We start from the raw sequence: 24,419 nt of genomic DNA, 5'->3' as shown, positions 1-24,419 counted from the left end.
GATTAAATTGGAGGTGATTAACAAATTGCTGCAAAACGAAAAAAGAAAGAGCTATCTAAGCTCTTTCTAAATGATCAGTACAATTAATTAATAGCGTTGCGATTTTTGCTTGCTTCTTCCACGATAATTATTATTACCTTGGCGACGATCCCGTTCGCGAGAGTGGTATGAGCTTCTCCCTTTTCCGCCCCGTTGTTGACGGCCGGATGAACGCTTTACCATCAGCGGCTGTTCCCGTGTTAGCCGTACCGGTGTCGTATCCGGTTCCTTAGTAATAAGCTTTAACGCAGCAGCCACAAGATCAACGGCGTCAAAGTCGTCAAGCAGATCTTGGGCTTTTGAAGCGTAAGCATGATAATTTCCGGACTCAAGTGCTTCCTTTAAATGATCAATCGCTAATTTCTGTTGACCAACCAGCGCTTCTTCATAGCTTGGTGCATTAATCTGTTTCATCGGCTGCTTTGTCAAGCGTTCAATGGAACGAAGGTGAGGAAACTCACTAGGTGTAATGAACGTAAGTGCCATACCGGTTTTGCCGGCACGTCCGGTACGTCCGATTCTGTGTACATAGCTTTCCGGATCTTGGGGAAGATCAAAATTGTACACATGTGTTACATTGCTAATGTCAAGACCGCGCGCTGCAACATCGGTGGCAATCAGAAGTTTTACTTCATTTTGCTTAAAGCGGCGAAGTACAAGATCACGCTTTGATTGTGTTAGATCGCCATGGATACCTTCTGCTTCATAACCGCGCTTTTGCAAAGCCCTCATTAATTCATCAACCCGGCGCTTTGTACGTCCAAAAACAATGGCCCGTTCGGGAGTCTGAATGTCTAGAAAACGGGTCAGCGCATCAAACTTCTCATTCTCTCTGAGCTTTACATAATTCTGCTCAATTAAAGACACTGTCAGCGTTTTTGCTTTGACCTGTACCTTCTGCGGCTCGTGCATAAATTTTTCTGCCAGCAACTGGATTGGTCTCGGCATCGTTGCTGAGAACAGCAGCGTTTGACGATTTTGCGGGGTGCTCTCCAAAATCTCATGAATGTCTTCAATAAAGCCCATGTTCAGCATTTCATCTGCTTCGTCGAGCACGATCATTTTAATTTGATCCAAACGGATCGTCCGTCTTTTAATATGATCGAGTAAGCGTCCCGGTGTTGCGGAAATGATGCTTGGCCGTCTTTTCAAATCGCGAATCTGTCTTTGAATATCCTGCCCTCCGTAAATGGCGACTGTTCTAACCTTCTTATAAAAACCTAAAGCACTAAGCTCTTGAGCATTCTGTATCGCAAGTTCACGCGTAGGTGTGATGACCACACCTTGAATGTCCGAATTATGAGGATCCGCCGCCTCAATCATTGGTATACCGAAAGCAGTCGTTTTTCCTGTGCCGGTTTGTGCTTGACCGATTAAATCCACACCAGTTTCAGCAACCGGAATCGCCTGCTCTTGAATAGGGGTCATTTCTGTAAACCCCATTCTTTCGGTTGCCTTTTTGATTTCTTCACTAATTTTAAGTTCTGAAAATTTCATTAAGCTGTACTATCTCCTTTTTATCCTGTTTAGTTTTATCAAGCAAATGATTAGGCATTCCCCGCGGCGGACGGAAAATGCCTACTAAACATTGAACGAGATTTCATCATTGTTTTCAAAAGTAAACCTCTTCCATCCCTATGATTACCTAAACACATAAATTCACCATAACATGTACAGACATGAAATGCAATGGACGCACCTTAAAAACAGATTGAAACCTTTATAATCCGCCAATAATAGCCAATGTTCACATTCATTTCAAACGAAGCAGGAATAAAGTGTAGCACATTAATCAAAAAGTGTGATAACATTTAAGCATAATGAACGAGGAACGAGGGAAATCAATAATGATTGAAACGTCAAAAGAGCCGGTGTTAATTTTTCTTTTCGGAGCGACAGGCGATTTGGCCAGAAGAAAACTTTATTCAGCTCTTTATCGACTTTATACCAGAGATCAGGAATTTGCAGTAATCGGACTGGCTCGCCGTGCACACACAGATGAATCTTTTCGAGATTTAATTAATGATTCGCTTCCTTCGGAGGCTGGGCCGCGCAAACATTTTCTAACACGTTTTTATTATCGGCGACTCGATATTACACGCCCGGAAAATTTTGATGCTTTAAAAAGTTTTTGTGATGAGCTTGACGAACGCTACCAACTGCATGGAAATCGAATTTTCTACCTTTCTCTTGCCCCATGTTATTTTGCACAGGCAGCACAAAATTTAAAAAAGTCCGGTCTGTCAACAACTTCGGGTTGGAAGCGGCTGATTATTGAAAAACCATTTGGCCATAACCTTAAATCATCTCAAGAATTAAATGAGAGCCTGCTTCATGCATTTAACGAAAGAGAGATTTACCGAATTGATCACTATCTCGGCAAAGAAATGGTTCAAAATATCGAAGTACTGCGTTTTGCAAATCCTATTTTTGAAGCGATATGGAACCGGCGTTACATCTCAAATGTTCAAATAACGCTCAGTGAAACTCTGGGTGTCGGAGACCGTGCCAATTATTACGATCAAACCGGCGCGCTGCTGGACATGGTTCAGAATCATATCATGCAGCTCTTGACACTCATTGCAATGGAGCCGCCTGTCCGATTTGAAACGAATGATGTGCGTTATGAAAAGGTCAAGGTATTGAAAGCAATCCGCCCCATGCATATTAACAATGTCGTCGAGCAAATTGTTCGCGGTCAGTATTCTAGGGGGATAACTCCTGACCGCAAGAAACTGAGAGCCTATTTGGATGAGGACAACATTAGTAGCGATTCAGATACCGAAACTTTTGTTGCGGCTCAATTTTTAATTGATAATTATCGTTGGCAAGGGGTACCGTTTTATATCCGTACAGGGAAATGCCTTGCTGAAAAATCCACCCAAATTGTTATACAATTTAAGAAATTGCCGAAGAACCCTTATTTTCATAATATAAATCACGTCGGACCAAATCTGCTTGTGATTTATATTTCACCGGATGAAGGACTTTCGCTTAAATTAAATGTAAAAGAGACCGGCGAAACGGGTAACACAATTCCAATTTCGCTCAAATTTCGTAACAATGAGCTGGCTATGGAAAACATGCAAGATGCTTATGAGAGGCTCATGGCTGATTGTATCAAGGGCGATTCCACAAATTTCACGCGATGGGATGAGGTTGCCTATTCGTGGGAGATCATTGATTCAATTGTTGATTCTTGGAAAGAACGCCGAGTTCCTGTTGACTATTATGAAGCCGGGTCAATGGGGCCAGCTTCCGCAGATGAACTACTTGAAAAGAACGGACATCATTGGTGGCCGATCATGCATATGGAATGATTATGAAAAAACGTGTCTCGCATTTAGCGAGGCACGTTTTTATTTTTATGTTTTGAAACCCCTAGGCTATGCCTAGGGTTCCGGAGAGCTTCAGGCGATGTATCAAAAAAAGCCTCACCTCGTGTTAAGATAAATCTTGGTTCGCCAACCAAATTTATCAGCCAAAGGGAGACTTTTTAATGCCATCTGATGTAAGTAGTTTAGCACATACAAAATGGAATTGTAAGTATCCTATCGTTTTTGCGCCAAAGTACCGAAGACAAATTATCTATGGAAAGCTTAAAAAAGATATAGGCATGATTTTAAGACAGTTAAGTGAGCGAAAAGGTGTAGAAATTATCGAAGCCCAAGCCTGTAAAGATCACATACACATGATGGTCAGTATACCGCCCAAGATAAGCGTTGCAGCTTTTATCGGCTATCTCAAAGGAAAAAGCAGTTTAATGATCTTTGATCGACATGCGAACTTGAAATACCGATATGGAAATCGAAAATTTTGGTGCAGGGGATACTATGTGGATACAGTAGGAAGAAATAAGAAAGTGGTTGCAGAATACATTCGCAACCAGATACAAGAGGATGTAGTCGCAGAGCAATTAAGTATGTTTGAACATATTGATCCGTTTACTGGAGAAGAGGTCAAACGCAAAAAAAAGAAAAAATAGAAGTCCCCCTTTTAGGGGTGCCGGGGAAGTAGTGCGGTTGGCGGACGCCTCGGTGCCCTTTTAAGGGCTGGCCAGTAACAAAGGCTTTCAGCCGCAGAACAAACCACCCGTTCACACGGGTGGTTTTGATTATGACCGTCTATTCAGTTGTCCGAAATAAATGATTTATACGAACGGTACAGCACGAATCCTTTCCACTTCTGCGTCGTAAGCATCGATCAGTTTCTTTTCGATTCGGCCTGGCTCTCCGCCATTGATCAAGCGGTCATCAATCTGAAGCACCGGATTTACCTCATTGCTTGTACTTGTAATAAACACTTCATCTGCATCAAGTAATTCATCAACTGTAAATTCTCGCTGGGCGAGCGGAATATTCATCTTTTTAGCAAGATCAAAAACAAAAAGTCGTGTAATTCCATTCAAGATATAATGATCGGCAGGATGTGTCACTAATGTTCCATCTTTAACAATAAACACATTACTCGAAGATCCTTCAGTAACTATTGCCTCGCGATGCAGAATTGCTTCGCCAGCGCCCGATGCATGTGCTTTCTGTTTTGCAAGCACGTTACCCAGCAAATTAAGTGTTTTAATATCGCAGCGGAGCCAGCGAATATCATCAGCAAGAATCGCTTTTATTCCTTGAGGTCTTTTAGACAAATCGCGTATTTTTCCAGCGACCGTGCCGGTAATGACTGCAGGCGTATTTTCCGGAAAGAAATGCTGGCGAGCAGCCGCACCTCGTGTGATTTGAAAATAAACGACACCGTCATCAAGGTGATTCAGTTCAATTAATTTTTTTATATTTTCAATAATATGGTCAGTACTGTAGGGTAAGGCTAAGTCAAGCTCACGTGCACTGCGTTCAAGACGTTTCATATGAGGTTCCAACAGAAAAATACGACCGCTGTAAACCATCAATGCCTCGTAAATGCCGTCGCCAAATTGGTAGCCTCTGTCTTCAATATCAACTTTTGCTTGATCGCGATCAATAAACTGATCTTGATATAATACAATTGCCACTCCCGGTTCCCCCTCAATACTTTATAATCTGATTATATGCTCCCGCTGAGAAACCGACAATCCCTTGTCCATTGTCTTATTCATGGGAACGTATTGATCAGTGCTGTTTATTCGCATTACTTTTATTAATATACTGAAGCAAACGTTGAGACATTTTTGCATAGCCTTCTTTATTGGGATGAAAGTGATCATCATAGAGCAGACTGTCGGTTTTTCCTTTAAACAGATCGCTGGTCGGCACAAAAGAGATGGGTTCAAAATTTTTGCCGATCTGTTTGCTGTTTGCATTCCATTCATTGAGAATCGGAACAAAGTCTTTATTCGCTTTTCCCAAATAATCTTCGAACGGATTATAGAGACCAAAATAATAGATAGGCGCATCCGGATTCAACTGACGGATTTCATGCAATATTTTCTTCAAATTCGATGAAAAAATCTTGCGCTGATTTGTAAAATCACTTTGACGAAGGTTAAGAAAATGTTGTTTAAAAACATGAACAAGATCATTGCCGCCAATCGTCAGGAATACCGTATTTGATTCCTTAATTGATTCAATAAATTTAGGCTGTTTTAATTTTTTCAACAGGTCTGAGGATGTGTCGCCTTGATGCCCTAAATCCCGTATTATTACATGCTTAACATTTTTCTTTTTCTTAAGTGCTTTATATGTTGCCCCCACATAGCCTTGATTTTCCAGGTCTCCTATTCCTTCTGTCAATGAATCGCCCAATGCAACGATTTTATAGTTCAACAGTTCCGGTTTTTTTTGCGGTGTAGTACTCTTTTCAAAATACAGGAAAAATAGTGGAATGGATATGACAATAACCGCTAATAGTGCAACAACACTGTAAATAACTCTCTTTTTAATAGCCTGCACCCCTCTTACCTCGCATTATGCATCATACCACCATTGCAGAGCAATCTGCTCAATTCGTTTGCATGCTTCGCTTTTCCCTATTGAATAGCTTTCGCGATCATCAGCAAATTGCTTAGCCAGCTCGAGCTTTAATTGGCCGTAAAAAGCTGCATCATCATCATGCGTTTTCAGATAATCGCGAAAAGCTAAATGTCTGATGACATTTTCCGTATTCTCTTCAAATACATGAAGATGAATCAAATGATTTCCCAGCCCATCTTTTTTCACAAAATACCTGCGTCCGCGAATACCGTACTCGCCAAATGACTCATAACCTAATCTTGAAAATCTTGTTTGGATAGGATCAACATTGTCCAAACGTTGCACTTCGGCAAGAATGTCAATTGTCGGTTTAGCGGCTATTCCGGGGATTGCTGTGCTTCCAATATGATGAATTGCATGCAAATTTGCTCCGATAATAGGTGCGATACGTGCAGCTTCTCTTTTATATTCGTTTACCCAGCCCTCGTTATAGGGAACGACTTGAATTTCTTTTTGTGCCATCTTTTTCACTCCTAAACTCACATGAAAAGAACAGTAATTATTTTAACATAGGAATCCTAAGGAAAAATAAAAAACAGCGAATGAACGCTGTTTTTTTATTTACTGTCGTATTGAATCCGTTATCATTTTTCCGTACCTTACTTGACAGCATGTCTATTGTCGATCTTTACTTCAATTTTTTCTAAAAGTTTCTCATCTCTGAGAATTTCAGACTTGTTTTTTTGTATCAATTCTTTTATGCTATCTCGTTTTCTCATCTCAAGCCCACCTTTCTGCTTATCCATCATTTATATTAGTTTACCATATCTTTTTGAATAAGCGTAAATTATGTGAATCTTTTGTTATATGCGTATTATTGCCTAAAATTTATTTTTTCAAACACATCAAATTGTCACTTTGTCTTACACTGAATCAATCTGCTACAATAGAGAAGTTATTTTAATAAGGGAGGCTTTTCCGTGGATCAGCAAATCGACGATATCTTGCAAAAAAATAGAAATCGATACTTAAAACAAATGATTGAATTTCTTTCAATTCCAAGCATCAGTTCCGATCCAACGCATCATGCAGATATGAGGAAGGCTGCACAATGGCTTGCCACCGATTTAACAAAAGGTGGACTTGAACATGTGCAGATTATGGAAACGGCAGGACATCCGGTCATCTACGCAGATTATCTTAAAGCTCAGGACAAGCCGACCGTTTTATGTTATGGGCATTACGACGTACAGCCTGTCGATCCGATTGACAAATGGAACACAGATCCATTTAAACCGGTCATCAAGGATAATATTATTTATGGGCGCGGAACGAGCGATGATAAAGGACAGGTATTTATGCTTGCAAAAATGGCTGAAGTCATCCTTGAAGCAAGAGGAGAGTTGCCAGTTAATCTTAAATTCTGCTTCGAAGGTGAAGAAGAGATCGGCAGTGCACATCTTGATGATTTCGTTGATCATCATCTTGATTTGCTTAAAGCCGATGTCCTGCTTGTTTCAGATACTACGATGATAAGTATGGATCAGCCGGCCGTAAGCTACGCACTTCGCGGAATCTGCGGGCTCGAAGTTCGTCTTCAAGGTCCCAAAAGTGATCTGCATTCAGGCGTATATGGAGGTGCTGTTCAAAATACCCTCCACGCAATGATTGAACTTCTGGGCAGCCTGCATGATAAAAAAGGACATGTTACCATCGATGGATTTTATGATCAAGTCAAACCACTTCCCGAGGAAGAACGAATCACGTGTGCAACGTTGTCTGATGATGAAGCATTAAAAAAGGAACTTGATGTTTCCTCTTTATATGGTGAAGAAGGATATTCTACTGTCGCACGTATATGGTCGCGGCCAACATTAGAATTAAATGGTCTCTTCGGTGGATTCCAGGGTGAGGGTTTAAAAACGGTTATTCCTTCGACAGCAACGGCAAAAATCACATGCAGACTTGTTCCTGATCAGGATCCGGCACTCATTGGTGCTCTGATCAAAAAGCATCTCAGAGAACATCTTCCTGCCGGTGTTAAGTTGAATGCTGAATTGATGGATCATGCAGAACCATTCAGCATGCCCATTGATCATCCGGCTCTCAAAGCTGCACATAATGCCCTCGAAGAAGCGTTTCACACGAAAGCAATTCTTTCTCAGCAGGGCGGATCTGTCCCGATTGTCACTACATTTCATGACAAGCTGGGTCTTGCCCCGATACTCATGGGCTTTGGGTTAGACAGTGAAAATTTTCATGCGCCGAATGAGCATTTTCACTTGCAGAATTTTGACCGCGGCATGTGCGCACTGATCGCTTTCCTATTTGATCTACCGAAGCAAATGAATTAATCATTGAAAGAGGCTGTCCTTTAAAAAGGACAGCCTCTTTTTTGTTGAAGAAGTCATATGAAGTTTTTTCATCCAAATCGAATCTTTTCCGGAAATCCTTTAAAAAAAGAACTTTGTGAAGACCATGGGATCAATCATAGATCTTTCCAACGGAACCCACTCCCTCGAAAAAAATCCGAATGTCTGAAGGCACTAAATGAACTCCTTCGCTCACTATTTTGCCCCATTCTGAACAAATGATACATTGAGTGAAAATAAATTATTCAGCAAGTTTTTTTCTGAGAACGGTTTGGAGAATGCCGCCATTGCGATAATAATCAATTTCAACTTCACTGTCGAAACGAACAATCACGTCAAATCCAATTGCTCCGCCATCAGAGGTTACTGCTTTTGCCTGAACGGAATCACCAGGTTTTACATTTTCGTCTATTGAGACAGTGATGGCTTCTTCTCCGGTCAATCCAAGTGAATCAGCACTTTGTCCTTTACTGAATTGCAAAGGAAGTACCCCCATCATCACCAGATTACTTCGATGAATCCGCTCATAACTTTGTGCAATAACTGCTTTAATTCCTAATAAATTGGTTCCTTTTGCTGCCCAATCTCTTGAACTCCCCATACCGTAATCTTTGCCTGCCAGTACAACCAAGTCCGTACCGTTTTTTTTGTAGTTCATCGCAGCGTCGTAGATCGGCATCAATTCATGAGTCGGCCAGTAGGTTGTATAGCCACCTTCTGTGCCCGGGGCAATTTGATTACGAATCCGCACATTTGCAAACGTACCGCGCATCATGACTTCATGGTTGCCCCGTCTGGAACCGTACGAGTTAAAGTCGTAGATCTTAACACCTTTCTCCAGCAGATACTGTCCTGCAGGACTTTTAGGTGCAATTGAACCGGCCGGTGAAATATGGTCGGTTGTCACCGAGTCGCCGAATTTTCCAATAACTCGCATGGCTTCAAGCGGTTTAATCTGATTTAATTCTGCAGAAAGATTTTCAAAAAAAGGCGGATTTTGAATATAGGTAGATTCCTTATCCCATTCATACAGCTCTCCTTCGCTTGTCTGGATGGCGTTCCAACGATCATTTTCAATAAAAACACGTTTATATTCCTTCTTAAAACTTTCAGGTCCAACGGAACGGTTCATGACTTCTTCTATTTCGTCGCTTGACGGCCAGATGTCTTTAAAGAAAACATCTGCTCCCTGTTGGTCTTTTCCAAATGAATCGTGTACCATATCAAAATCAACTGTTCCTGCCAAGGCATAGGCCACAACAAGCGGCGGAGAAGCAAGATAGTTGGCACGAATCAGCGGATGAATACGTCCTTCGAAGTTACGGTTACCAGATAAAACAGCAGAAACAGTGAGGTCCTGATCAATGATTGCTTTCTCCACTGCTTGCGGAAGCGGTCCCGAATTTCCAATACATGTGGTACATCCGTAACCAACCACGTTAAATCCTAATTTTTCAAGATAAGGAATAAGTCCTGCCTTTTCCAAATAGTCGGTTACTACTTTAGAACCTGGGGCAAGGCTCGTCTTTACATATTTCGGAACGGTTAATCCCTTTTCTACCGCTTTTTTGGCAACTAATCCGGCTCCAATCATAACACTTGGATTGCTTGTATTCGTACAGCTCGTAATTGCGGCAATGACAACAGCACCTGTACTTAATTTTTCTTTTGATCCGTCGGTAAACACAGCATCGGCTGTTTTAGTCAATTCTTCTTTTTTAAGACCAAATCCGCGATTTCCTGCAGGACGAGTTAACGAGGCTTCAAACTCATCCTTCATTCCAGTTAACGCAATTCGATCTTGCGGACGTTTTGGCCCGGCCAATGACGATTGGACTTCAGACAGATCCAGCTCCAATACCTTTGTAAAATGAGGATCCTTTGCCTCTGGTGTGTAGAAAATTCCGTTTACTTTGCAATAATCTTCTACAAGTTGGACCTGTTCTTCCGATCGCCCTGTAAGACGTAAGTAATCTAAAGTGACTTGGTCTACCGGGAAAAATGTTGCCGTTGCACCGTTTTCAGGTGACATATTGGAAACTGTTGCGCGATCAGCGAGTGACATATAAGAGAGACTTGGACCAAAGAATTCAACAAATTTACCGACGACACTCTCTTCACGCAGGAGCTGGGTCACTCGGAGCGCCAAATCAGTGGCGGTTGCTCCGTCTGGGAGGCTGCCGACAATTCGAACACCGATCACATCGGGAACCGGAAAATAGGATGGCTGTCCGAGCATACCTGCTTCGGCTTCAATACCTCCGACGCCCCATCCGAGAACGCCTAACCCATTGATCATCGTCGTATGCGAATCCGTTCCGACCAATGTATCCGGAAATGCCACTAGTTCTCCATTTTCGTCATCTACCGCATGAACAACAGAAGCCAGATATTCAAGATTCACTTGATGGACAATGCCAGTAGCAGGAGGTACCGCCCGAAAATTTTCAAACGAGGATTGAGCCCATTTTAAAAATTTATACCGTTCTTCATTTCGTTCAAATTCCCGCTCCATATTAAAACGCAGTGCTTGATTTGTTCCAAACTGGTCAACTTGAACCGAGTGATCGACAACCAAATCGACCGGTTTTTCCGGATTAATTTTTTCCGGATCCCCACCTAAATCGGCCATTGCTTTGCGCAGTGAAGCCAAATCGACAACCGCAGGTACACCGGTAAAATCCTGAAGAATAATCCGAGAAGGATTAAATGGAACGTCAATGTTCTTATTGAGTTTCGACGTTCCCCACTTCGCTAAATTTTCCACATGCTTTCTTTTGATCACTTTTCCATCACATTGCCGCAGAACAGCCTCCAGTAAAACTTTTATTGAATAAGGAAGCCTCTCCACATCTCCATAATTTGACAAAGCAGTCAATTGATAAAAATTAATCGTTTTTCCATTGCTCTTAAATGTGTTGCGCGCATTGAAAAAATCATTTTTTGTTATTGCCCTTGTTTCTGCAGCTGCCTCCATGCTGTCACCATCCCGTTTGTTTTTACATAATTCCCTAATTTAATCATAAAGGAACTGTTTGATTAAGTAAATTTTATTTAATCGAATTTAATCGATAAGTATTTCTTATCTATAATGACTTGCTCGTCCATCAATAAACGCCAACCTACATACGATGTATTAATATTAAATAAAAAAGAATAAGCACAATTAAATGCTTATCCTCTAGGAAGCTTCACCATAAATTTATAACGGTCGGCTCGGAATAATGATTTTGTCAATTCAATTGGACGTCCGTTCTTTAAATAGGAACAGCGCTCGATTAATAGAATTGGAGAACCTTTTGGAATAGCCAGTATCTTTGCTTCCTCAGCCGTAACCACCGATGCTTCAATCGATTGAACAGCATGATCAAAAGGAAGCCCGCACTGCCGTTCAATATATTGATAAAGTGATGGACTGACTTGATCCTCTGTTAGATCGGGCACCATTTTAGCCGGAATGTATGAGGTTTCAATCGCCATTGGCTCGTCATCGGCAAATCGTGTTCGTTTGATCTCAAAGACATCGTCATGCTCGTCTAATGCAAGACGATCCGCTACTTTGGCGGCTGCACGTATGCGAGCAAAACTCATCATAAAGCTGCCGGGCTTCATTCCTCGGCTGATCATATCTTCTGAGAATCCGTTTAATCCAAGCAGCGATTTTTCTATTTTGTTCTGATTCGAAACAAATGTGCCTTTTCCTTTAATACGGACAAGTACACCCGAATGTACCAAATTCATGACAGCCTGCCGCACAGTCATTCTCGATACGTGAAATTGATCGGTAAATTCTCGTTCCGAAGGAATTTGATCACCGGATTTCAAATTCCTGCTTTCAATCAACTGCTCAATGTATTGTTCAATTTGATAATACATCGGTACTGGGGATTTACGGTCAATCATTTTATCAATCCTTGTTCAATGATATTAGAGATAATGCAGGTTCATCGGCAATCACGGTAACATCAGGATGCGCTGTAAGCGCAGATGCAGGAAAGCTGCTGTCTGGTCTGGATGCGTGAACCAGCTTGCTCACTGCCTCAGCTTTTTCCTCCCCGGATGCAATCAATAGAATTCTCTTGCTTTTTAAAATCGTTCCGATACCCATTGTAACGGCTCGCTCAGGTACTTCCGAGAGACTTCCAAAATAACGAGCGTTTGCTTTACGTGTTGAATCCGTTAATTGTACTATATGTGTGCCAATTGTTAAAGGGGTCCCCGGTTCATTAAATCCAATGTGACCATTGCGGCCGATTCCAAGCAGTTGAAGATCGACACCTCCGAGACTGGCGATCAAATCATCATAGCGTTTGGATTCCTTCTCTGACAAATCGAAGCTGTTTGGGAGATAGCTCTGGTTCTCAGGAAGATCAACATGATTAAAAAAATGGCTTGCCATATAGGCGTGATAACTGTTCGGATCCTTTGGATCAATACCGGCATATTCATCAAGGTTTACCGTCGTTACCTGTTGATAACTTGTTCCGTTTTGCCGATGATCGGCAACAAGTTCCCTGTATGTCCCTTCAGGAGTTCCTCCGGTCGCAAGTCCAAGAACGGCGTTTGGTTTTTGACGAACGGTTTCTATAATTAATTCCGCTGCTTTTCGGCTCATTTCATTTTTATCCTTAACGGCAATAACTTGCATTCTTAATGCACCTCTTTCTTTTGATAAGCAATCGTGCCGCGACAAATTGTCAGCACGAGTTCATTTTGTTCATTCAGAATAATCAGATCGGCATCTTTTCCGTTCTCAATTGATCCCTTACGATCAAAAACACCGCATTGAAGTGCCGGATTAATTGCCCCCATTTGTACAACATCGCTCAGTGTGGCATCAGTAAAGGCGAGAATATTTCGCAAGGAATCCTTCATTTTTAATACACTGCCTGCAATCGTACCGTCTTTAAGCAAAGCAAGTCCGTTATCAACAAATACGTCTTGACCGCCCAGATCGTAAACGCCTTTATTCAGGCATTTTGCACGCATAGAATCGGTGATCAATATCATTCGGTCACTGCCCTTCAATTTATAGGCAAGATTCACCATCCCTTGACATACATGATGTCCGTCGCAAATTAACTCAGTGTATAAATCATGATGCAGCAGTGCCCCGCCAAGGATTCCCGGCTCGCGATGATGCATTCCTCTCATTCCATTGTACAGGTGCGTCACTTGTGTCGCACCTGCATCAATCGCCCGGATTACGTCCTCATCAACACCGTTCGTGTGGCCAATTGATGCAATAACCTTTTGTTTTTTTAAATGACGAATAAAATCTAATCCACCTTTAACTTCCGGTGCCATCGTCACTTCCTTAATGCGGTTCCCGCACAGATTTTGCCAATGGTCGAACAGATCAGAGTCGGGTTCAAGAATATACGCTTCAGGCTGTGCACCAGTCTTTTCTTTATTAATAAATGGTCCTTCCAAATGAATGCCGATAATTTCCGCCTCTCCCGGCTTCTGATGACCGATTGTTTCTCCGGCATTTACTAAGGCTTTTTCAATTAATGGAACAGACTGCGTAATCGTTGTCGCTAAGAACGATGTTGTCCCCTCTTTAGCAAGCGCAGCAGCAATCGTACTCAATGCCTCAGGAGTTGCATCCATAGTATCTGCACCGTTTGCGCCATGAATGTGCATATCAATCATGCCCGGTAAACACTTGTAGGTTGAAGGGAACTGCAGTGTTTGATCTACCGTCAGGCTTTCGCTTGTACCGATGCTGATAATCTTGTCTTTGTCGATCAGAAGGCTGCTTTTTTCCAACCATTCATTTTTACTGTAAATAGAACATCCTTCAATTTTAGTCGTCATGTGATCGCTTCCTTTTTTCTTTTATTTTATCACTTATTAGAAGTACATGTCTAGACATCTATACGTTAAAAAATATTTAATATTCTTCGAAGATGTGTTCTTCTTCTGTGACCTCCATTCATATAATCAGGGAGCTTCCCTCATTCATAGAGCTTGTTTTTTCGACCGACTCCATAAATATTATAGCGCTTTCAAAACTGTCTGCAGAAAGGAGCTGCATCGGTAAAAGCAGCTTGATTATCTTACTCTAACAGAGCGTCAATTATCGCTACTAAATTCCTATTGCAAAACCCCCATAAACAGTTAAATTCATGGGGGTTCAATACTCATTTCATTTGATGATTGATCGCTTTCATCATCTGATTAATTTTCTTCTGCGACGGCTGCTGACCCATTTGAGCCATCATAACACGCAGCATATTTTCATTAATTGGCGGATTCTTTTTTAGATAATTCATCATATATCTACGGGCGATCAAAAAGCCGAGGATCAATCCGGCTGCTAGGCAAATCACGCCCACGAGTATGTATAACCAGAGCATGCGTCTGCTTCCTCCTTGTGTCAAATGTCCATAGTTCAGTTTACACTATCACGCGAATTCAGGTCAACCTCATCCTCATGAAACATAAGTTCCCACAACATTTTCAGTAAAAAAAAGAAAGCGATCCTTATAAAATAAGAAATGCTTTCTTCTGAAGGAGGATGAAAAATGGCCATTAATGATAAAGATAATCATTAATGGAATAGAACTTCGAAATCACAAATAAAAGATCAAAAGGGAAAAGGCAGTTGTAGCAGTACATTGCCAATTGCGCCCCCTTGTTATATAACAGTATAGCATAAAATATTTTCTTTGCCAATTTTATAGCATCAATTTTTAGCGCTTTGTTAATTGATGGGCCGTTACAGGGATGATCAGTTTCTGATTCGGAACAATTCGGTCGCGCACTAAACCATTATTGTCTTTGACCCAGGCCACAAATGCGTGTTTTGAAAGTCTTGAATTATCAGCATGATAGGTTGTAGCGATTGACCACAATGAATCACCTGACTTTACCGTAATCTTGACATAATTATTTTGATCAGCGGCAACCGTGTTTGTTAAAGTAAAAAAAAGAATAACTGTCATAATACAAAACAATACAATAAAAGAAATGCCCTTCGTTTTATTATTTGCATGAGTGTTCATTTGATTTCCCCCTTGTAGGAATGTTCGTTCCCAGGAACGTTTGTTCGTTTTATTCATTTTATTACGAACGTATATTTGTGTCAATATTTATTTTAGAACAAACGTTTGCATATGCATTTTTCAAATGATATACTGTTGTCAAGATAAGGAAAAGGAGAAGTATCATGAAACTCTCAAATCGGCAGCAATCTATACTGGATTTTATTAAGCATGAAGTTGCGATCAAGGGCTATCCACCATCAGTTCGCGAGATATGCGATGCCGTCGGATTAGCATCCAGTTCTACAGTACATGGTCATCTTGAAAGACTTGAGAAAAAAGGTTTTATTCGGCGTGATCCTACAAAACCCAGAGCGATTGAAGTTCTTGATCATGACGGAGATATCTATACGGAAAAAACAGTAAACATCCCCGTGATTGGCAAGGTAACGGCCGGGCTTCCTATTAGCGCTGTTGAAAATATTGAAGAATATTTTCCTGTTCCAAGCTCAATGGTCGAGGATGAAGATGCATTTATTCTCAATGTATCCGGTGAAAGCATGATTAACGCCGGCATTCTTGACGGCGACAAAGTTATTGTCCGTCAACAGCAGACTGCAGAGAATGGCGAAATTGTCGTTGCTATGACTGATGAAGATGAGGCTACAGTTAAACGCTTTTTTAAAGAAAACGATCATATAAGACTTCAACCGGAAAACCCATCAATGAACCCCATCCTGCTGGATACTTGTGTTATTCTTGGTAAAGTGATCGGTGTTTTCCGGTCAATTAAATAATCGCTACTGCCGATGCGTTAATCATGCTGAAAGCCCGAAAGAACCTTTCGGGCTTTTTTTCACTTGGTTACGGTTTCCTGCATAATTAGAAATGACAATTTCGTATACATGACCCGCTAAGTCGGTTAAAATGAAGAAAAGAACAAGGAGGGATTAAGCGATGAATGATTTTTTGAAGAAAAGTTTTCTTATCGGGCTTGGGGCGACCATTGCCAGCAAAGAAAAAGCAGAGAAATTTTTAAATGACCTGTCCAAAAGTGGTGGTGCAGCGGCAGATGAAGCAAAATCACTTTTAGAATCCTTCAATGAAAAGGGAAAAGAGAATACGGACAAGTGGCGTACTGAGTTACATCAGGACGTCGTCGATGCAATCAAGGATCTTGGCTTTGTGACACAGGAAGAGTACGCGAATCTCAAAGAAAAATTAACGCTTTTAGAAAATGAACTCACGGGATTAAAGCAAACAGTATCTAAGAGAGATAGCAGCGAAGACTAACCTGCATTAGGTGAATGCGATGATTGGAAAACATATACGCCATATTAAAAGATACCAAGAAATTGTTTCCGTTCTCGTGAAATATGGCTTTGGTTATATTGTAAAAGATGTCGGTCTGTTCCACTTACTCTCTTTACCGAGACAGATTGTTTCCGATTTCTCAGGAAATGGAAACGATCAGAAGTCACTTGGGCAGCGTATCCGCTTGATGCTTGAAGAATTGGGACCGACCTTTATTAAGCTTGGACAGCTGCTGAGCCTCAGAACTGATATTTTACCAGAACAAATTGCCGAAGCAATGCGCGGACTCCAAGATCGTGTTACTCCAATCAATGCACAATCAGTCAAACAGATCATGCAGCAAGAATTCGGTACAGCGGTTACTGATGTTTTTGCGCAATTTGATGAGCAGTGTATTGCCGCTGCCTCCATCGCCCAGGCACATCATGCAAAATTAATAACCGGTGAAGAAGTCGCAGTTAAGATACGACGTCCTGATATAGAATCAGTTGTTGAAAACGATATTGAAATCCTCTGGGATCTTGCTTCTCTCGTTGAAAAACGCTATGAATGGGCAAGAACATATCAAATCACCGATTTAGTTGAAGAATTTTCGCTGGCAATCCGCAGCGAACTTGATTATACAATGGAAGCACGAACAACTGAGAAATTGTATGATTTTTTTAAAAGTGACGTGAATGTAATCATTCCCAAGGTCTATCGTGACTATTCAACAGCCAAAGTTCTAACTCTTGACTATGTTCACGGTTATAAATATGAAGAATTGATCAATCGTCCTCCAAAGGATGTATCAAATAAAATCATCTGTGAGCGGCTTGTTCGGTCATTTCTTGATCAAGCATTGATTTGCGGTATATTTCACGGTGACCCGCATCCGGGCAATCTGTTCTTCTTCCCTGATAATAAAATCGGGTACATTGATTTTGGACAAGTCGGACATTTAAATGAGTCAATGAAACGTGACTTCGGTAATTTAATCATTGGTCTGATGAAAGGAAATACCGAATTGCTTTTTCGTACGATCTCTACAATGACCGTTATGCCGGATGACTTGAATGAACGTCAGTTAAAAGGTGATTTGGAAGGACTTCGTGAAAAATACTATCGCCTGCCTTTTAAAGAAGTTCATATCGGCAAAGTCATTTCCGATGTCTTCGCTGTTACCAAAAAGCACCATATAGGCATACCCAAAAATTACACACTCCTCGGCAAGGCACTGATCACTTTGGAAGGCTTGATTACAAGTCTAGATAGCGACACGAACATCCTTGAACTCGCTGAGCCATATGGGCAGCGGCTTTTGATTCGACGACTGGACCCCTCTGAACTTTCAAAGAAGATCTTAATGAACGGTTATGACGTTGTTGAAAACAGCATGCGTCTGCCCTCACTTTTACGAAAAACCTTAACGCATTTATATAAAGGCAAAACACGTGTCGAAATGAAATTGCCTCAACTGGAAGTTTTGCTTGCCAAACTTGACCGTGCTGCAAATCGGATCTCATTTAGTATAATGCTGCTCTCACTTAGTATTATTTTGGCGAGTATTATTCTTGGTGAAACATTTGGCTCGCGTTCACTGATTACAAATGTACCCATTATCGGCATTGCGGTAACCATTGTACTTTTCATGTTCATGATCGTGCTTCTTTCAATCTTTCGCTCCGGACGGTTCTAAGAGCTCCAGCTTCATGGGTTTTGTTCTTTGCTCATGCTTAAGGTATCCGGCGGTACAAAAAATAATAGTGGAAGGCTGAGAATACGGTCACAACACCTACAACCAGAAATAAGGACTCAACAGACAAGTAGGCTGGGAAGGATAAGGTAATCATTCCAAGTGTCAGTGATTGAGAAAGTATTAAAATCGGCGTACTCCAGTTCTTCACTCTGCCCATCATTTTCGGATTCATAAGATACGGCATCCATCCGCCGATTGCAACATTGACTAATGGAATGAGCAGTGTTGCGAAGAAGATCATAGTAAAAAATAAAGACACAGTCGAATTTTGTCTCAATCTTAATCAGCTTTGATTGTTAACTGAAACACACGTGAACCGATTGACGAATCAAATTTCATCGCCAATCGATTTAATTTTTTTTGGACAATAATAACATTTTTCAAATCTCTTTGCTTGCTTCCAAGCATGCGGTTGCATTCTTCATAGATGAATTTGATTTTCTGTTCATCGATCTCTTTTCCAGCAAGAAAAAGGGTACCCGCCCTTCCTCGTTCTGGAACGATACTGACCCAATCATCATCTTTTCGATTGGAGATCATCCGGCAAATACTTTTTTCTGCAAGATCTGCAATAACAAGCAGCACATCCTGCCGCTCAGTCGAAAATTTTTTCACCTCTTGCTCAAGCTCCGAAAGAAGTGCTTCATTAACAACATATGGTTGGAATTTGAATGGCATATTGTGTTTAATCCTATTTAACAGTGCCGCACTCCCTGTACACGCGATAAATTGCCTCTTTGATATTCGGGTGAAACTCGGTTTATTTCCTAAACATCGTTTCATGTCCCCTTTCTCGCTGACCTCCAGCAGATTGCTGTCACTCACAGCGGAAATCCATTTATCTGTAGCAATAATCGAAACAAAACTCATAACGATCTTCTCCTTTCACTCCCACCTATTATAGGCATAGTAAATCGTTAAAAAAATACAGTCCGAAAAATTATTTACAGTAAATTGAGCAAATCAATTTGCATTTTTTATCAAAAGTCATAAAATATACACATAAGGTTCAATTTGTTGTCACAATTATATAAATAGAATTCTTGAAAAATGATGCCCATTATTTTTTAAGAAAAAGAAAACAGTTTGATTCTGAGGAGGAACCCATTATGGGAAAAGTAAAAGCTAGTGAGGCAGTAGTGAAGCTACTGGAAAACTGGGGTATCGATCATATTTATGGAATCCCAGGCGATTCAATCGACTCAATGGTTGAAGCATTACGTAAAGAAGAAAGCAAAATCAAATTTTACACCGTACGACACGAGGAAGTTGCGTCGTTGGCAGCTGCGGCATATTCTAAACTCACCGGAAAAATCGGTGTTTCTCTTGCCATCGGCGGTCCTGGTGCCATCCATCTGTTGAATGGCATGTATGATGCAAAAATGGATCATGTGCCGATGCTTGTATTGGTTGGGCATATTCCTGCACGTTTAACCGGTACCGATTATTTTCAAGAGGTTGATACGGTTGAACTGTTTAAGGATGTCGCTGTATATAACAAGAAAATTACCAGTGCGGAAAGTTTCCCGGTTGTCGTTAATCAAGCCATTCGTACCGCTTATCAAGAACGCGGTGTGGCCGTACTTTCAATTCCGGACGACATTGCAATGGGAGAAATTTCAGACAACGCCCCACAACTCTCCACTGTTTTTGAAAAGAAAGTACCTGGTCTTGTTCAGAATGATTTAAATAATGCGGTAGCATTGATCAATAGCGCAAGTAATCCGGTTATTTTAGCAGGAGTCGGTGCAAAAAACGCTAAGAAGGAATTAAGGGCGTTTTCCGAACGCATTTCAGCTCCTGTCGCTGTAACCCTACCAGGCAAAGGCGCTATTTCTGATGATCACCCGAATTTCATTGGAAATATCGGTAAAATCGGTACCAAACCTGCTTATGAAGCAATGAAGAACTCGGATCTGCTGATCATGATTGGTACCGATTATCCATACGCAGCTTATCTGCCGGAAGGTGCAAAATGCGTTCAAATTGATATCGATCCAATTAAGATTGGCAAACGCTATTCTGTAACTGTCGGAGTTGTTGGTGATGCTGCTGAAGCGATCGCTTATTTAAATGATCATGTTACGCCTGTTAATGAACGTCCGTTCTTGAAGACCTGCCAAAGCAAGATGGCTACATGGTGGAAGTGGATGGATGAAGATCAGGAGAAGAAACAAACACCTATTGCTCCTGAAGCGCTTATGTCAGCAATCGAATCGATTTCAGAAGACGACACCATTTATTCGGTTGATGTCGGTACGTCAACTGTTTGGTCGACCCGTTATCTCAAGGTTTCCGAAAAACAGGATTTCATTGTATCAGCTTGGTTGGGAACGATGGGGTGCGGTCTTCCAGGCGCAATTGCGGCCAAGCAGGCATTTCCAGATCGCCAGGCTATTGCGATTAGCGGAGATGGTGCATTTGCTATGGTTATGCAGGACTTTGTCACTGCTGTCCACTACAAGCTGCCAATTATCGTTGTTATCCTCAATAACAAACAACTGGCATTTATTAAATATGAACAACAATCTGCCGGTCAGCTAAAATATGCTGTCGACTTCGGAGATATTGACTATGCTAAATTTGCTGAAGCATGCGGTGGCAAGGGCTTCCGTGTTGAAAAATACGACGACCTGCAACCTGCTCTTGAACAGGCAAAAGCTTCCAATGTTCCGGTCATATTAGATGTAGTCGTCGATGTCGACGCTGCTCCGCTCCCAGGAAAAATTGTTATGGACGAAGCAAAAGGTTATGCTCGTTTCACTGCCAAGTCGATTGCTGAAAATCACAAATTGGAAAAGATGCCTCCAATGAAAACAGTCGTGCGTAGATTTTTATAAATTTCATTTCTCATTCAAAACGCTCTTTGGGTTTATCCCAAGTGAGCGTTTTTTTGTTTTAAAACACAACCCTATTTTCCATTTAATTCTTTATAATCTTACTCATAAAATAACCGAATGGGCAAAACCTAATAAAGAAAACGTCACTAATCTAATATCGGAGGTTAAGCTATGGGAAAAATTCAGGCTGGAGAAGCGCTTGTGCGCTGCCTTTCAAAATGGGGAATTGACCACGTGTATGGTATGCCTGGCGGTTCCATTGACCGAGTTGTTGAATCGCTCAGAAAGCATAAAGATGAGATTGACTTCTATCTTGTCCGTCATGAAGAGGTTGCCTCGCTCGCAGCTTCATCTTATGCGAAACTTACAGGGAAAATAGGTGTTTGTCTTGCGATTAACGGTCCCGGAGCCATTCATCTCCTGGGCGGTATGTATGATGCAAAATTGGATCATGTGCCAATGCTGGTCCTCGTTGGTCATACCGTTACAACATTAACAGGAACCGACTATTTTCAAGAAATGAATATGCATCAGCTCTTTGAGGATGTAGCGGTTTACAATAAAGTTGTCGCAAGCAGCGAAACATTACCAATCGTGATTAATCAAGCCATCCGCAGTGCTTACCAACAGCGCGGCGTTTCTGTCGTGATGATTCCGGACGATCTTGTTTTGGGTGAAATCCCTGATGATGAAATGCAGCTGTCCACAATTTTCGAGGAGAAAAAACCCGGATTAAATAGTGACGACCTTAGTCAGGCAGTTACCCTCATTAATAAAAGTAAAAATCCAGTCATTCTCGCCGGTGTAGGCGCAAAATACGCAAGCGCTGAATTAGTTGATTTGGCCGAACGTATTTCAGCTCCTGTTGCCATTTCACTTCGCGGAAAAGGGGGCTTCCCGGACCTTCATCCTAATTTTCTTGGAAATATCGGCCGATTAGGCACTAAACCAGCTTATGAGGCAATGAAATCAGCAGATTTGTTACTTTTGATTGGCACAGATTACCCGTATCAGAATTATCTTCCTGATCACGCGAAATGTGTTCAGATTGATATTGATCCAATACATCTTGGAAAGCGATATGCGGTAAATGTCGGCATTCTAGGAGACGCAGCAGACGCACTTAACCACTTGACCGAACATTTGATCCCTGTTTCTGATCGCCCTTTTCTTAAACATTGTCAGGAAAATATGAGCAAATGGCGAAAATGGATTGAAGAAGATAAAAAGAAAACCCAATCGCCAATCGCTCCCGAAGCAGTCATGTCAGCCATTGAAGGTATTGCCGAGGATGACGCGATCTTCTCCGTCGATGTCGGCACAGCGACTATATGGGCGCCACGCTATTTGAACCTAAATAAAAATCAAGATTTTATTGTTTCATCTTGGCTGGGTATGATGGGGTGCGGCGTCCCGGGAGCAATGGCGGCGAAGCATGCATATCCTGATCGACAGGCGATCGCCATTTGTGGGGACGGCGGTTTTGCAATGGTGATGCAGGATTTCGCAACGGCCGTTCAGTATAAATGGCCAATTATCGTTGTTATTCTCAATAACCGGCAACTTGGTTTTATAAAATATGAACAACAATCAGCCGGAGAACTTAATTATGGGATCGACATGCAGGACATTAACTTTGCACAAGTTGCCCAGGCATGTGGAGGCAAAGGCATGCGTGTCGAAACCTTTGACCAACTCCATCCTGCATTTCAGGAAGCACGCACGGCACAGGTTCCCGTACTTCTAGACATACTCGTCGATCAAAATGACGCACCGTTACCAGGAAAAATCATTTCTGCCGAAATGCAAGGATATGCAGCTTTCACGGCGAAATCATTAATTGAAACACACAAATTAGAAGATCCCGTCCCTCCAGTTAAAGAACTTGTACGCCGGCTCTTTTGAACTGAAAAAAAGGCGTTCAGCCCTTTAGTGGGTGAACGCTTTTTTTATGATTAAGTATAAAAAATTTAAGGAAATGTGTGAGTGGCTCGGCAAATAAAGAAATCTCGAAGCAACGTTGAAGCCACCCCTGCATGGACAAGTAGTATACCGTCCTGCTGCTCACCGGACCTTGGCCTTCATGGCCACCGCAGTTAAGTCTTCTCGCTACAAGTTTTAATACACTGCATTTCAGTTCTTAACTACTGCGTGACCGCCAAATTGATTGCGCAGCGCAGCTACTACTTTTCCGGAGAACGTATCACTCTCAAGCGAACGATAACGCATCATCAAAGAAAGCGCAATAACCGGCGTTGGCACCTGCATGTCCAGTGCAGTTTCCAAAGTCCATTTACCTTCGCCCGATGACGCCATGACGCCGCTCAATTTTTCAAGATTTCCATCCTTTGAAAAGGCATCTTCGAGCAGTTCAACCAACCAGCTACGAATAACTGATCCATGATTCCATACCTTCGCGACGGCTTGATTATCATAATCAAACTCACTTTTTTGAAGGACTTCAAAACCTTCAGCAAGCGATTGCATCATTCCGTATTCCACGCCGTTATGAACCATTTTCAGGAAGTGACCGCTCCCTGCTTTTCCTGTGTAAAGATACCCGTCCTCAACGGATATTGCTTTAAAAAGCGGTTCGAGATAGCTAAATGAGCGTTGATCGCCTCCAACCATCACACAGGCCCCATTTCGAGCACCGCTCATACCGCCCGATGTGCCGACATCCATAAAGGACACACCTTTTTTCTTGCACAACTCATAGCGCCGAACAGAATCTGTATATCGAGAATTGCCTCCATCAAGAACGATATCTCCCGAATCAAGCTGCGGCAACAGATTTAAAAGTGTCTGCTCTGTCGGATCGCCTGCAGGAACCATCATCCAAAACACGCGTGGTTTCTCTAAGGAACCGACAAGCGCACCAAGAGAAGTAAATCCGTCAATTCCTTTCGATTCCTTTGCTTTTTTGACCGCTTCTTTTGACAAGTCATATGCTTTTACTTCAAAACTGTGCTCAGACATATTCATTGCCAAATTGTAGCCCATCTTCCCTAAACCAATTAAGCCGATTTGCAATTCAATCACCTATTTTATCAATTATTTAATTCACACCATTCTAAGTTTAACCTATACACGTTCCATCTCCAAATCAATTGTTTCTATAATCATTTATTTCTTAAGTTCAGGCAAAATAATTCACAACAAAAAAGCAATCTGCTACGATTTTCGTGTTACATACTTGGGGAGGGATTCTTTTGTCAGTC

General features: G+C 41.6%; 22 protein-coding genes. 8 read left to right on the top strand and 14 right to left on the bottom strand.

Annotation, left to right across the window (positions count from 1 at the left end; translation table 11 throughout):
• Positions 1 to 87: 87 nt before the first annotated feature.
• Positions 88 to 1,536, bottom strand: coding sequence for a degradosome RNA helicase CshA (cshA, locus tag NIE88_RS07860; protein ID WP_253060827.1), 1,449 nt, complete (start codon positions 1,534 to 1,536; stop codon positions 88 to 90).
• 350 nt (positions 1,537 to 1,886) lie between these two features.
• Here cshA and zwf point away from each other — a divergent pair, with 350 nt between their 5' ends.
• Both zwf and tnpA read left to right on the top strand, forming a co-directional pair.
• The gene (gene zwf / locus NIE88_RS07855) at positions 1,887 to 3,359 is read left to right on the top strand and encodes a glucose-6-phosphate dehydrogenase (protein WP_253060825.1); all 1,473 of its coding nucleotides are present in this window, start codon (positions 1,887 to 1,889) and stop codon (positions 3,357 to 3,359) included.
• A 179-nt stretch (positions 3,360 to 3,538) separates the two neighbouring features.
• Positions 3,539 to 4,024, top strand: a complete 486-nt coding sequence (tnpA, locus tag NIE88_RS07850; RefSeq protein ID WP_253060823.1) for an IS200/IS605 family transposase — start codon at positions 3,539 to 3,541, stop codon at positions 4,022 to 4,024.
• Positions 4,025 to 4,189: 165 nt separating this feature from the next.
• On the opposite strand, the gene dat is transcribed toward tnpA, so the two are convergent.
• The 4 genes from dat to NIE88_RS07830 all read right to left on the bottom strand — a co-directional run bounded on the left by dat (position 4,190) and on the right by NIE88_RS07830 (position 6,724).
• Positions 4,190 to 5,047, bottom strand: coding sequence for a D-amino-acid transaminase (gene dat, locus NIE88_RS07845; RefSeq protein WP_253060819.1), 858 nt, complete (start codon positions 5,045 to 5,047; stop codon positions 4,190 to 4,192).
• A gap of 97 nt (positions 5,048 to 5,144) precedes the next feature.
• Positions 5,145 to 5,924 carry a GDSL-type esterase/lipase family protein gene (locus NIE88_RS07840; RefSeq protein WP_253060817.1) on the bottom strand — a complete coding sequence of 260 codons (780 nt, stop codon included), beginning with the start codon at positions 5,922 to 5,924 and terminating at the stop codon, positions 5,145 to 5,147.
• Positions 5,925 to 5,939: 15 nt separating this feature from the next.
• Positions 5,940 to 6,467 (bottom strand): GrpB family protein, encoded by a 528-nt coding sequence (locus NIE88_RS07835; RefSeq protein WP_253060815.1) that lies wholly within the window; start codon positions 6,465 to 6,467, stop codon positions 5,940 to 5,942.
• A gap of 137 nt (positions 6,468 to 6,604) precedes the next feature.
• Positions 6,605 to 6,724: an FbpB family small basic protein gene (locus NIE88_RS07830; protein WP_253060813.1), complete on the bottom strand. Its 120-nt coding sequence runs from the start codon at positions 6,722 to 6,724 to the stop codon at positions 6,605 to 6,607.
• Between the two features lie 201 nt (positions 6,725 to 6,925).
• Here NIE88_RS07830 and NIE88_RS07825 point away from each other — a divergent pair, with 201 nt between their 5' ends.
• Positions 6,926 to 8,299: a dipeptidase gene (locus NIE88_RS07825; RefSeq protein WP_253060811.1), complete on the top strand. Its 1,374-nt coding sequence runs from the start codon at positions 6,926 to 6,928 to the stop codon at positions 8,297 to 8,299.
• A 259-nt stretch (positions 8,300 to 8,558) separates the two neighbouring features.
• Here the strand turns inward: NIE88_RS07825 and acnA are convergent, their stop codons facing one another.
• The 6 genes from acnA to yneA all read right to left on the bottom strand — a co-directional run bounded on the left by acnA (position 8,559) and on the right by yneA (position 15,327).
• On the bottom strand, positions 8,559 to 11,267 hold the full coding sequence (acnA, locus tag NIE88_RS07820) for an aconitate hydratase AcnA (protein WP_309247025.1): 2,709 nt from the start codon (positions 11,265 to 11,267) through the stop codon (positions 8,559 to 8,561).
• A 224-nt stretch (positions 11,268 to 11,491) separates the two neighbouring features.
• Positions 11,492 to 12,220: a GntR family transcriptional regulator gene (locus NIE88_RS07815; protein WP_253060807.1), complete on the bottom strand. Its 729-nt coding sequence runs from the start codon at positions 12,218 to 12,220 to the stop codon at positions 11,492 to 11,494.
• A gap of 4 nt (positions 12,221 to 12,224) precedes the next feature.
• Positions 12,225 to 12,965, bottom strand: coding sequence for a glucosamine-6-phosphate deaminase (gene nagB / locus NIE88_RS07810; protein ID WP_253060796.1), 741 nt, complete (start codon positions 12,963 to 12,965; stop codon positions 12,225 to 12,227).
• 2 nt (positions 12,966 to 12,967) lie between these two features.
• Entirely contained in the window at positions 12,968 to 14,137 is a 1,170-nt protein-coding gene (gene nagA, locus NIE88_RS07805) for an N-acetylglucosamine-6-phosphate deacetylase (protein WP_253060794.1), read from the bottom strand.
• Between the two features lie 326 nt (positions 14,138 to 14,463).
• Positions 14,464 to 14,679, bottom strand: coding sequence for a YneF family protein (locus NIE88_RS07800; RefSeq protein WP_253060792.1), 216 nt, complete (start codon positions 14,677 to 14,679; stop codon positions 14,464 to 14,466).
• Between the two features lie 336 nt (positions 14,680 to 15,015).
• Positions 15,016 to 15,327, bottom strand: a complete 312-nt coding sequence (yneA, locus tag NIE88_RS07795; protein ID WP_253060790.1) for a cell division suppressor protein YneA — start codon at positions 15,325 to 15,327, stop codon at positions 15,016 to 15,018.
• Between the two features lie 161 nt (positions 15,328 to 15,488).
• On the opposite strand from yneA, the gene lexA reads away from it, so the two are divergent.
• The 3 genes from lexA to NIE88_RS07780 all read left to right on the top strand — a co-directional run bounded on the left by lexA (position 15,489) and on the right by NIE88_RS07780 (position 18,298).
• Positions 15,489 to 16,103 (top strand): transcriptional repressor LexA, encoded by a 615-nt coding sequence (gene lexA, locus NIE88_RS07790; RefSeq protein WP_452654017.1) that lies wholly within the window; start codon positions 15,489 to 15,491, stop codon positions 16,101 to 16,103.
• A gap of 160 nt (positions 16,104 to 16,263) precedes the next feature.
• Entirely contained in the window at positions 16,264 to 16,599 is a 336-nt protein-coding gene (locus NIE88_RS07785; RefSeq protein ID WP_253060786.1) for a phasin family protein, read from the top strand.
• 19 nt (positions 16,600 to 16,618) lie between these two features.
• Complete coding sequence (locus NIE88_RS07780) at positions 16,619 to 18,298, top strand: ABC1 kinase family protein (protein WP_253060784.1); 1,680 nt, start codon at positions 16,619 to 16,621, stop codon at positions 18,296 to 18,298.
• Between the two features lie 37 nt (positions 18,299 to 18,335).
• On the opposite strand, the gene NIE88_RS07775 is transcribed toward NIE88_RS07780, so the two are convergent.
• Together NIE88_RS07775 and NIE88_RS07770 are read right to left on the bottom strand one after the other, a co-directional pair.
• On the bottom strand, positions 18,336 to 18,635 hold the full coding sequence (locus NIE88_RS07775) for a hypothetical protein (protein WP_253060782.1): 300 nt from the start codon (positions 18,633 to 18,635) through the stop codon (positions 18,336 to 18,338).
• Between the two features lie 2 nt (positions 18,636 to 18,637).
• Positions 18,638 to 19,228, bottom strand: a complete 591-nt coding sequence (locus NIE88_RS07770) for a hypothetical protein (protein WP_253060780.1) — start codon at positions 19,226 to 19,228, stop codon at positions 18,638 to 18,640.
• Between the two features lie 239 nt (positions 19,229 to 19,467).
• Here NIE88_RS07770 and NIE88_RS07765 point away from each other — a divergent pair, with 239 nt between their 5' ends.
• On the top strand, positions 19,468 to 21,198 hold the full coding sequence (locus NIE88_RS07765) for a pyruvate oxidase (protein WP_253060778.1): 1,731 nt from the start codon (positions 19,468 to 19,470) through the stop codon (positions 21,196 to 21,198).
• 171 nt (positions 21,199 to 21,369) lie between these two features.
• The gene (locus NIE88_RS07760; RefSeq protein WP_253060776.1) at positions 21,370 to 23,103 is read left to right on the top strand and encodes a pyruvate oxidase; all 1,734 of its coding nucleotides are present in this window, start codon (positions 21,370 to 21,372) and stop codon (positions 23,101 to 23,103) included.
• Between the two features lie 228 nt (positions 23,104 to 23,331).
• Here NIE88_RS07760 and gnd read toward each other — a convergent pair whose 3' ends face one another.
• Entirely contained in the window at positions 23,332 to 24,231 is a 900-nt protein-coding gene (gene gnd, locus NIE88_RS07755) for a phosphogluconate dehydrogenase (NAD(+)-dependent, decarboxylating) (RefSeq protein WP_253060774.1), read from the bottom strand.
• Positions 24,232 to 24,419 lie beyond the last annotated feature (188 nt).

This window comes from Sporolactobacillus shoreicorticis (genome assembly GCF_024125445.1).
GTDB classification, from domain to species: domain Bacteria; phylum Bacillota; class Bacilli; order Bacillales; family Sporolactobacillaceae; genus Sporolactobacillus; species Sporolactobacillus shoreicorticis.
This window is presented reverse-complemented; position numbering and strand designations above follow the sequence as displayed.

Coding starts and splice junctions, on each gene's coding strand:
- NIE88_RS07815 (WP_253060807.1), bottom strand. CDS start 12,220: ATGATTGACCGTAAATCCCCAGTACCGATGTATTATCAAATTGAACAA.
- NIE88_RS07780 (WP_253060784.1), top strand. CDS start 16,619: ATGATTGGAAAACATATACGCCATATTAAAAGATACCAAGAAATTGTT.
- NIE88_RS07835 (WP_253060815.1), bottom strand. CDS start 6,467: ATGGCACAAAAAGAAATTCAAGTCGTTCCCTATAACGAGGGCTGGGTA.
- NIE88_RS07785 (WP_253060786.1), top strand. CDS start 16,264: ATGAATGATTTTTTGAAGAAAAGTTTTCTTATCGGGCTTGGGGCGACC.
- zwf (WP_253060825.1), top strand. CDS start 1,887: ATGATTGAAACGTCAAAAGAGCCGGTGTTAATTTTTCTTTTCGGAGCG.
- NIE88_RS07800 (WP_253060792.1), bottom strand. CDS start 14,679: ATGCTCTGGTTATACATACTCGTGGGCGTGATTTGCCTAGCAGCCGGA.
- NIE88_RS07765 (WP_253060778.1), top strand. CDS start 19,468: ATGGGAAAAGTAAAAGCTAGTGAGGCAGTAGTGAAGCTACTGGAAAAC.
- NIE88_RS07770 (WP_253060780.1), bottom strand. CDS start 19,228: ATGAGTTTTGTTTCGATTATTGCTACAGATAAATGGATTTCCGCTGTG.
- NIE88_RS07830 (WP_253060813.1), bottom strand. CDS start 6,724: ATGAGAAAACGAGATAGCATAAAAGAATTGATACAAAAAAACAAGTCT.
- cshA (WP_253060827.1), bottom strand. CDS start 1,536: ATGAAATTTTCAGAACTTAAAATTAGTGAAGAAATCAAAAAGGCAACC.
- yneA (WP_253060790.1), bottom strand. CDS start 15,327: ATGAACACTCATGCAAATAATAAAACGAAGGGCATTTCTTTTATTGTA.
- nagB (WP_253060796.1), bottom strand. CDS start 12,965: ATGCAAGTTATTGCCGTTAAGGATAAAAATGAAATGAGCCGAAAAGCA.
- nagA (WP_253060794.1), bottom strand. CDS start 14,137: ATGACGACTAAAATTGAAGGATGTTCTATTTACAGTAAAAATGAATGG.
- tnpA (WP_253060823.1), top strand. CDS start 3,539: ATGCCATCTGATGTAAGTAGTTTAGCACATACAAAATGGAATTGTAAG.
- NIE88_RS07760 (WP_253060776.1), top strand. CDS start 21,370: ATGGGAAAAATTCAGGCTGGAGAAGCGCTTGTGCGCTGCCTTTCAAAA.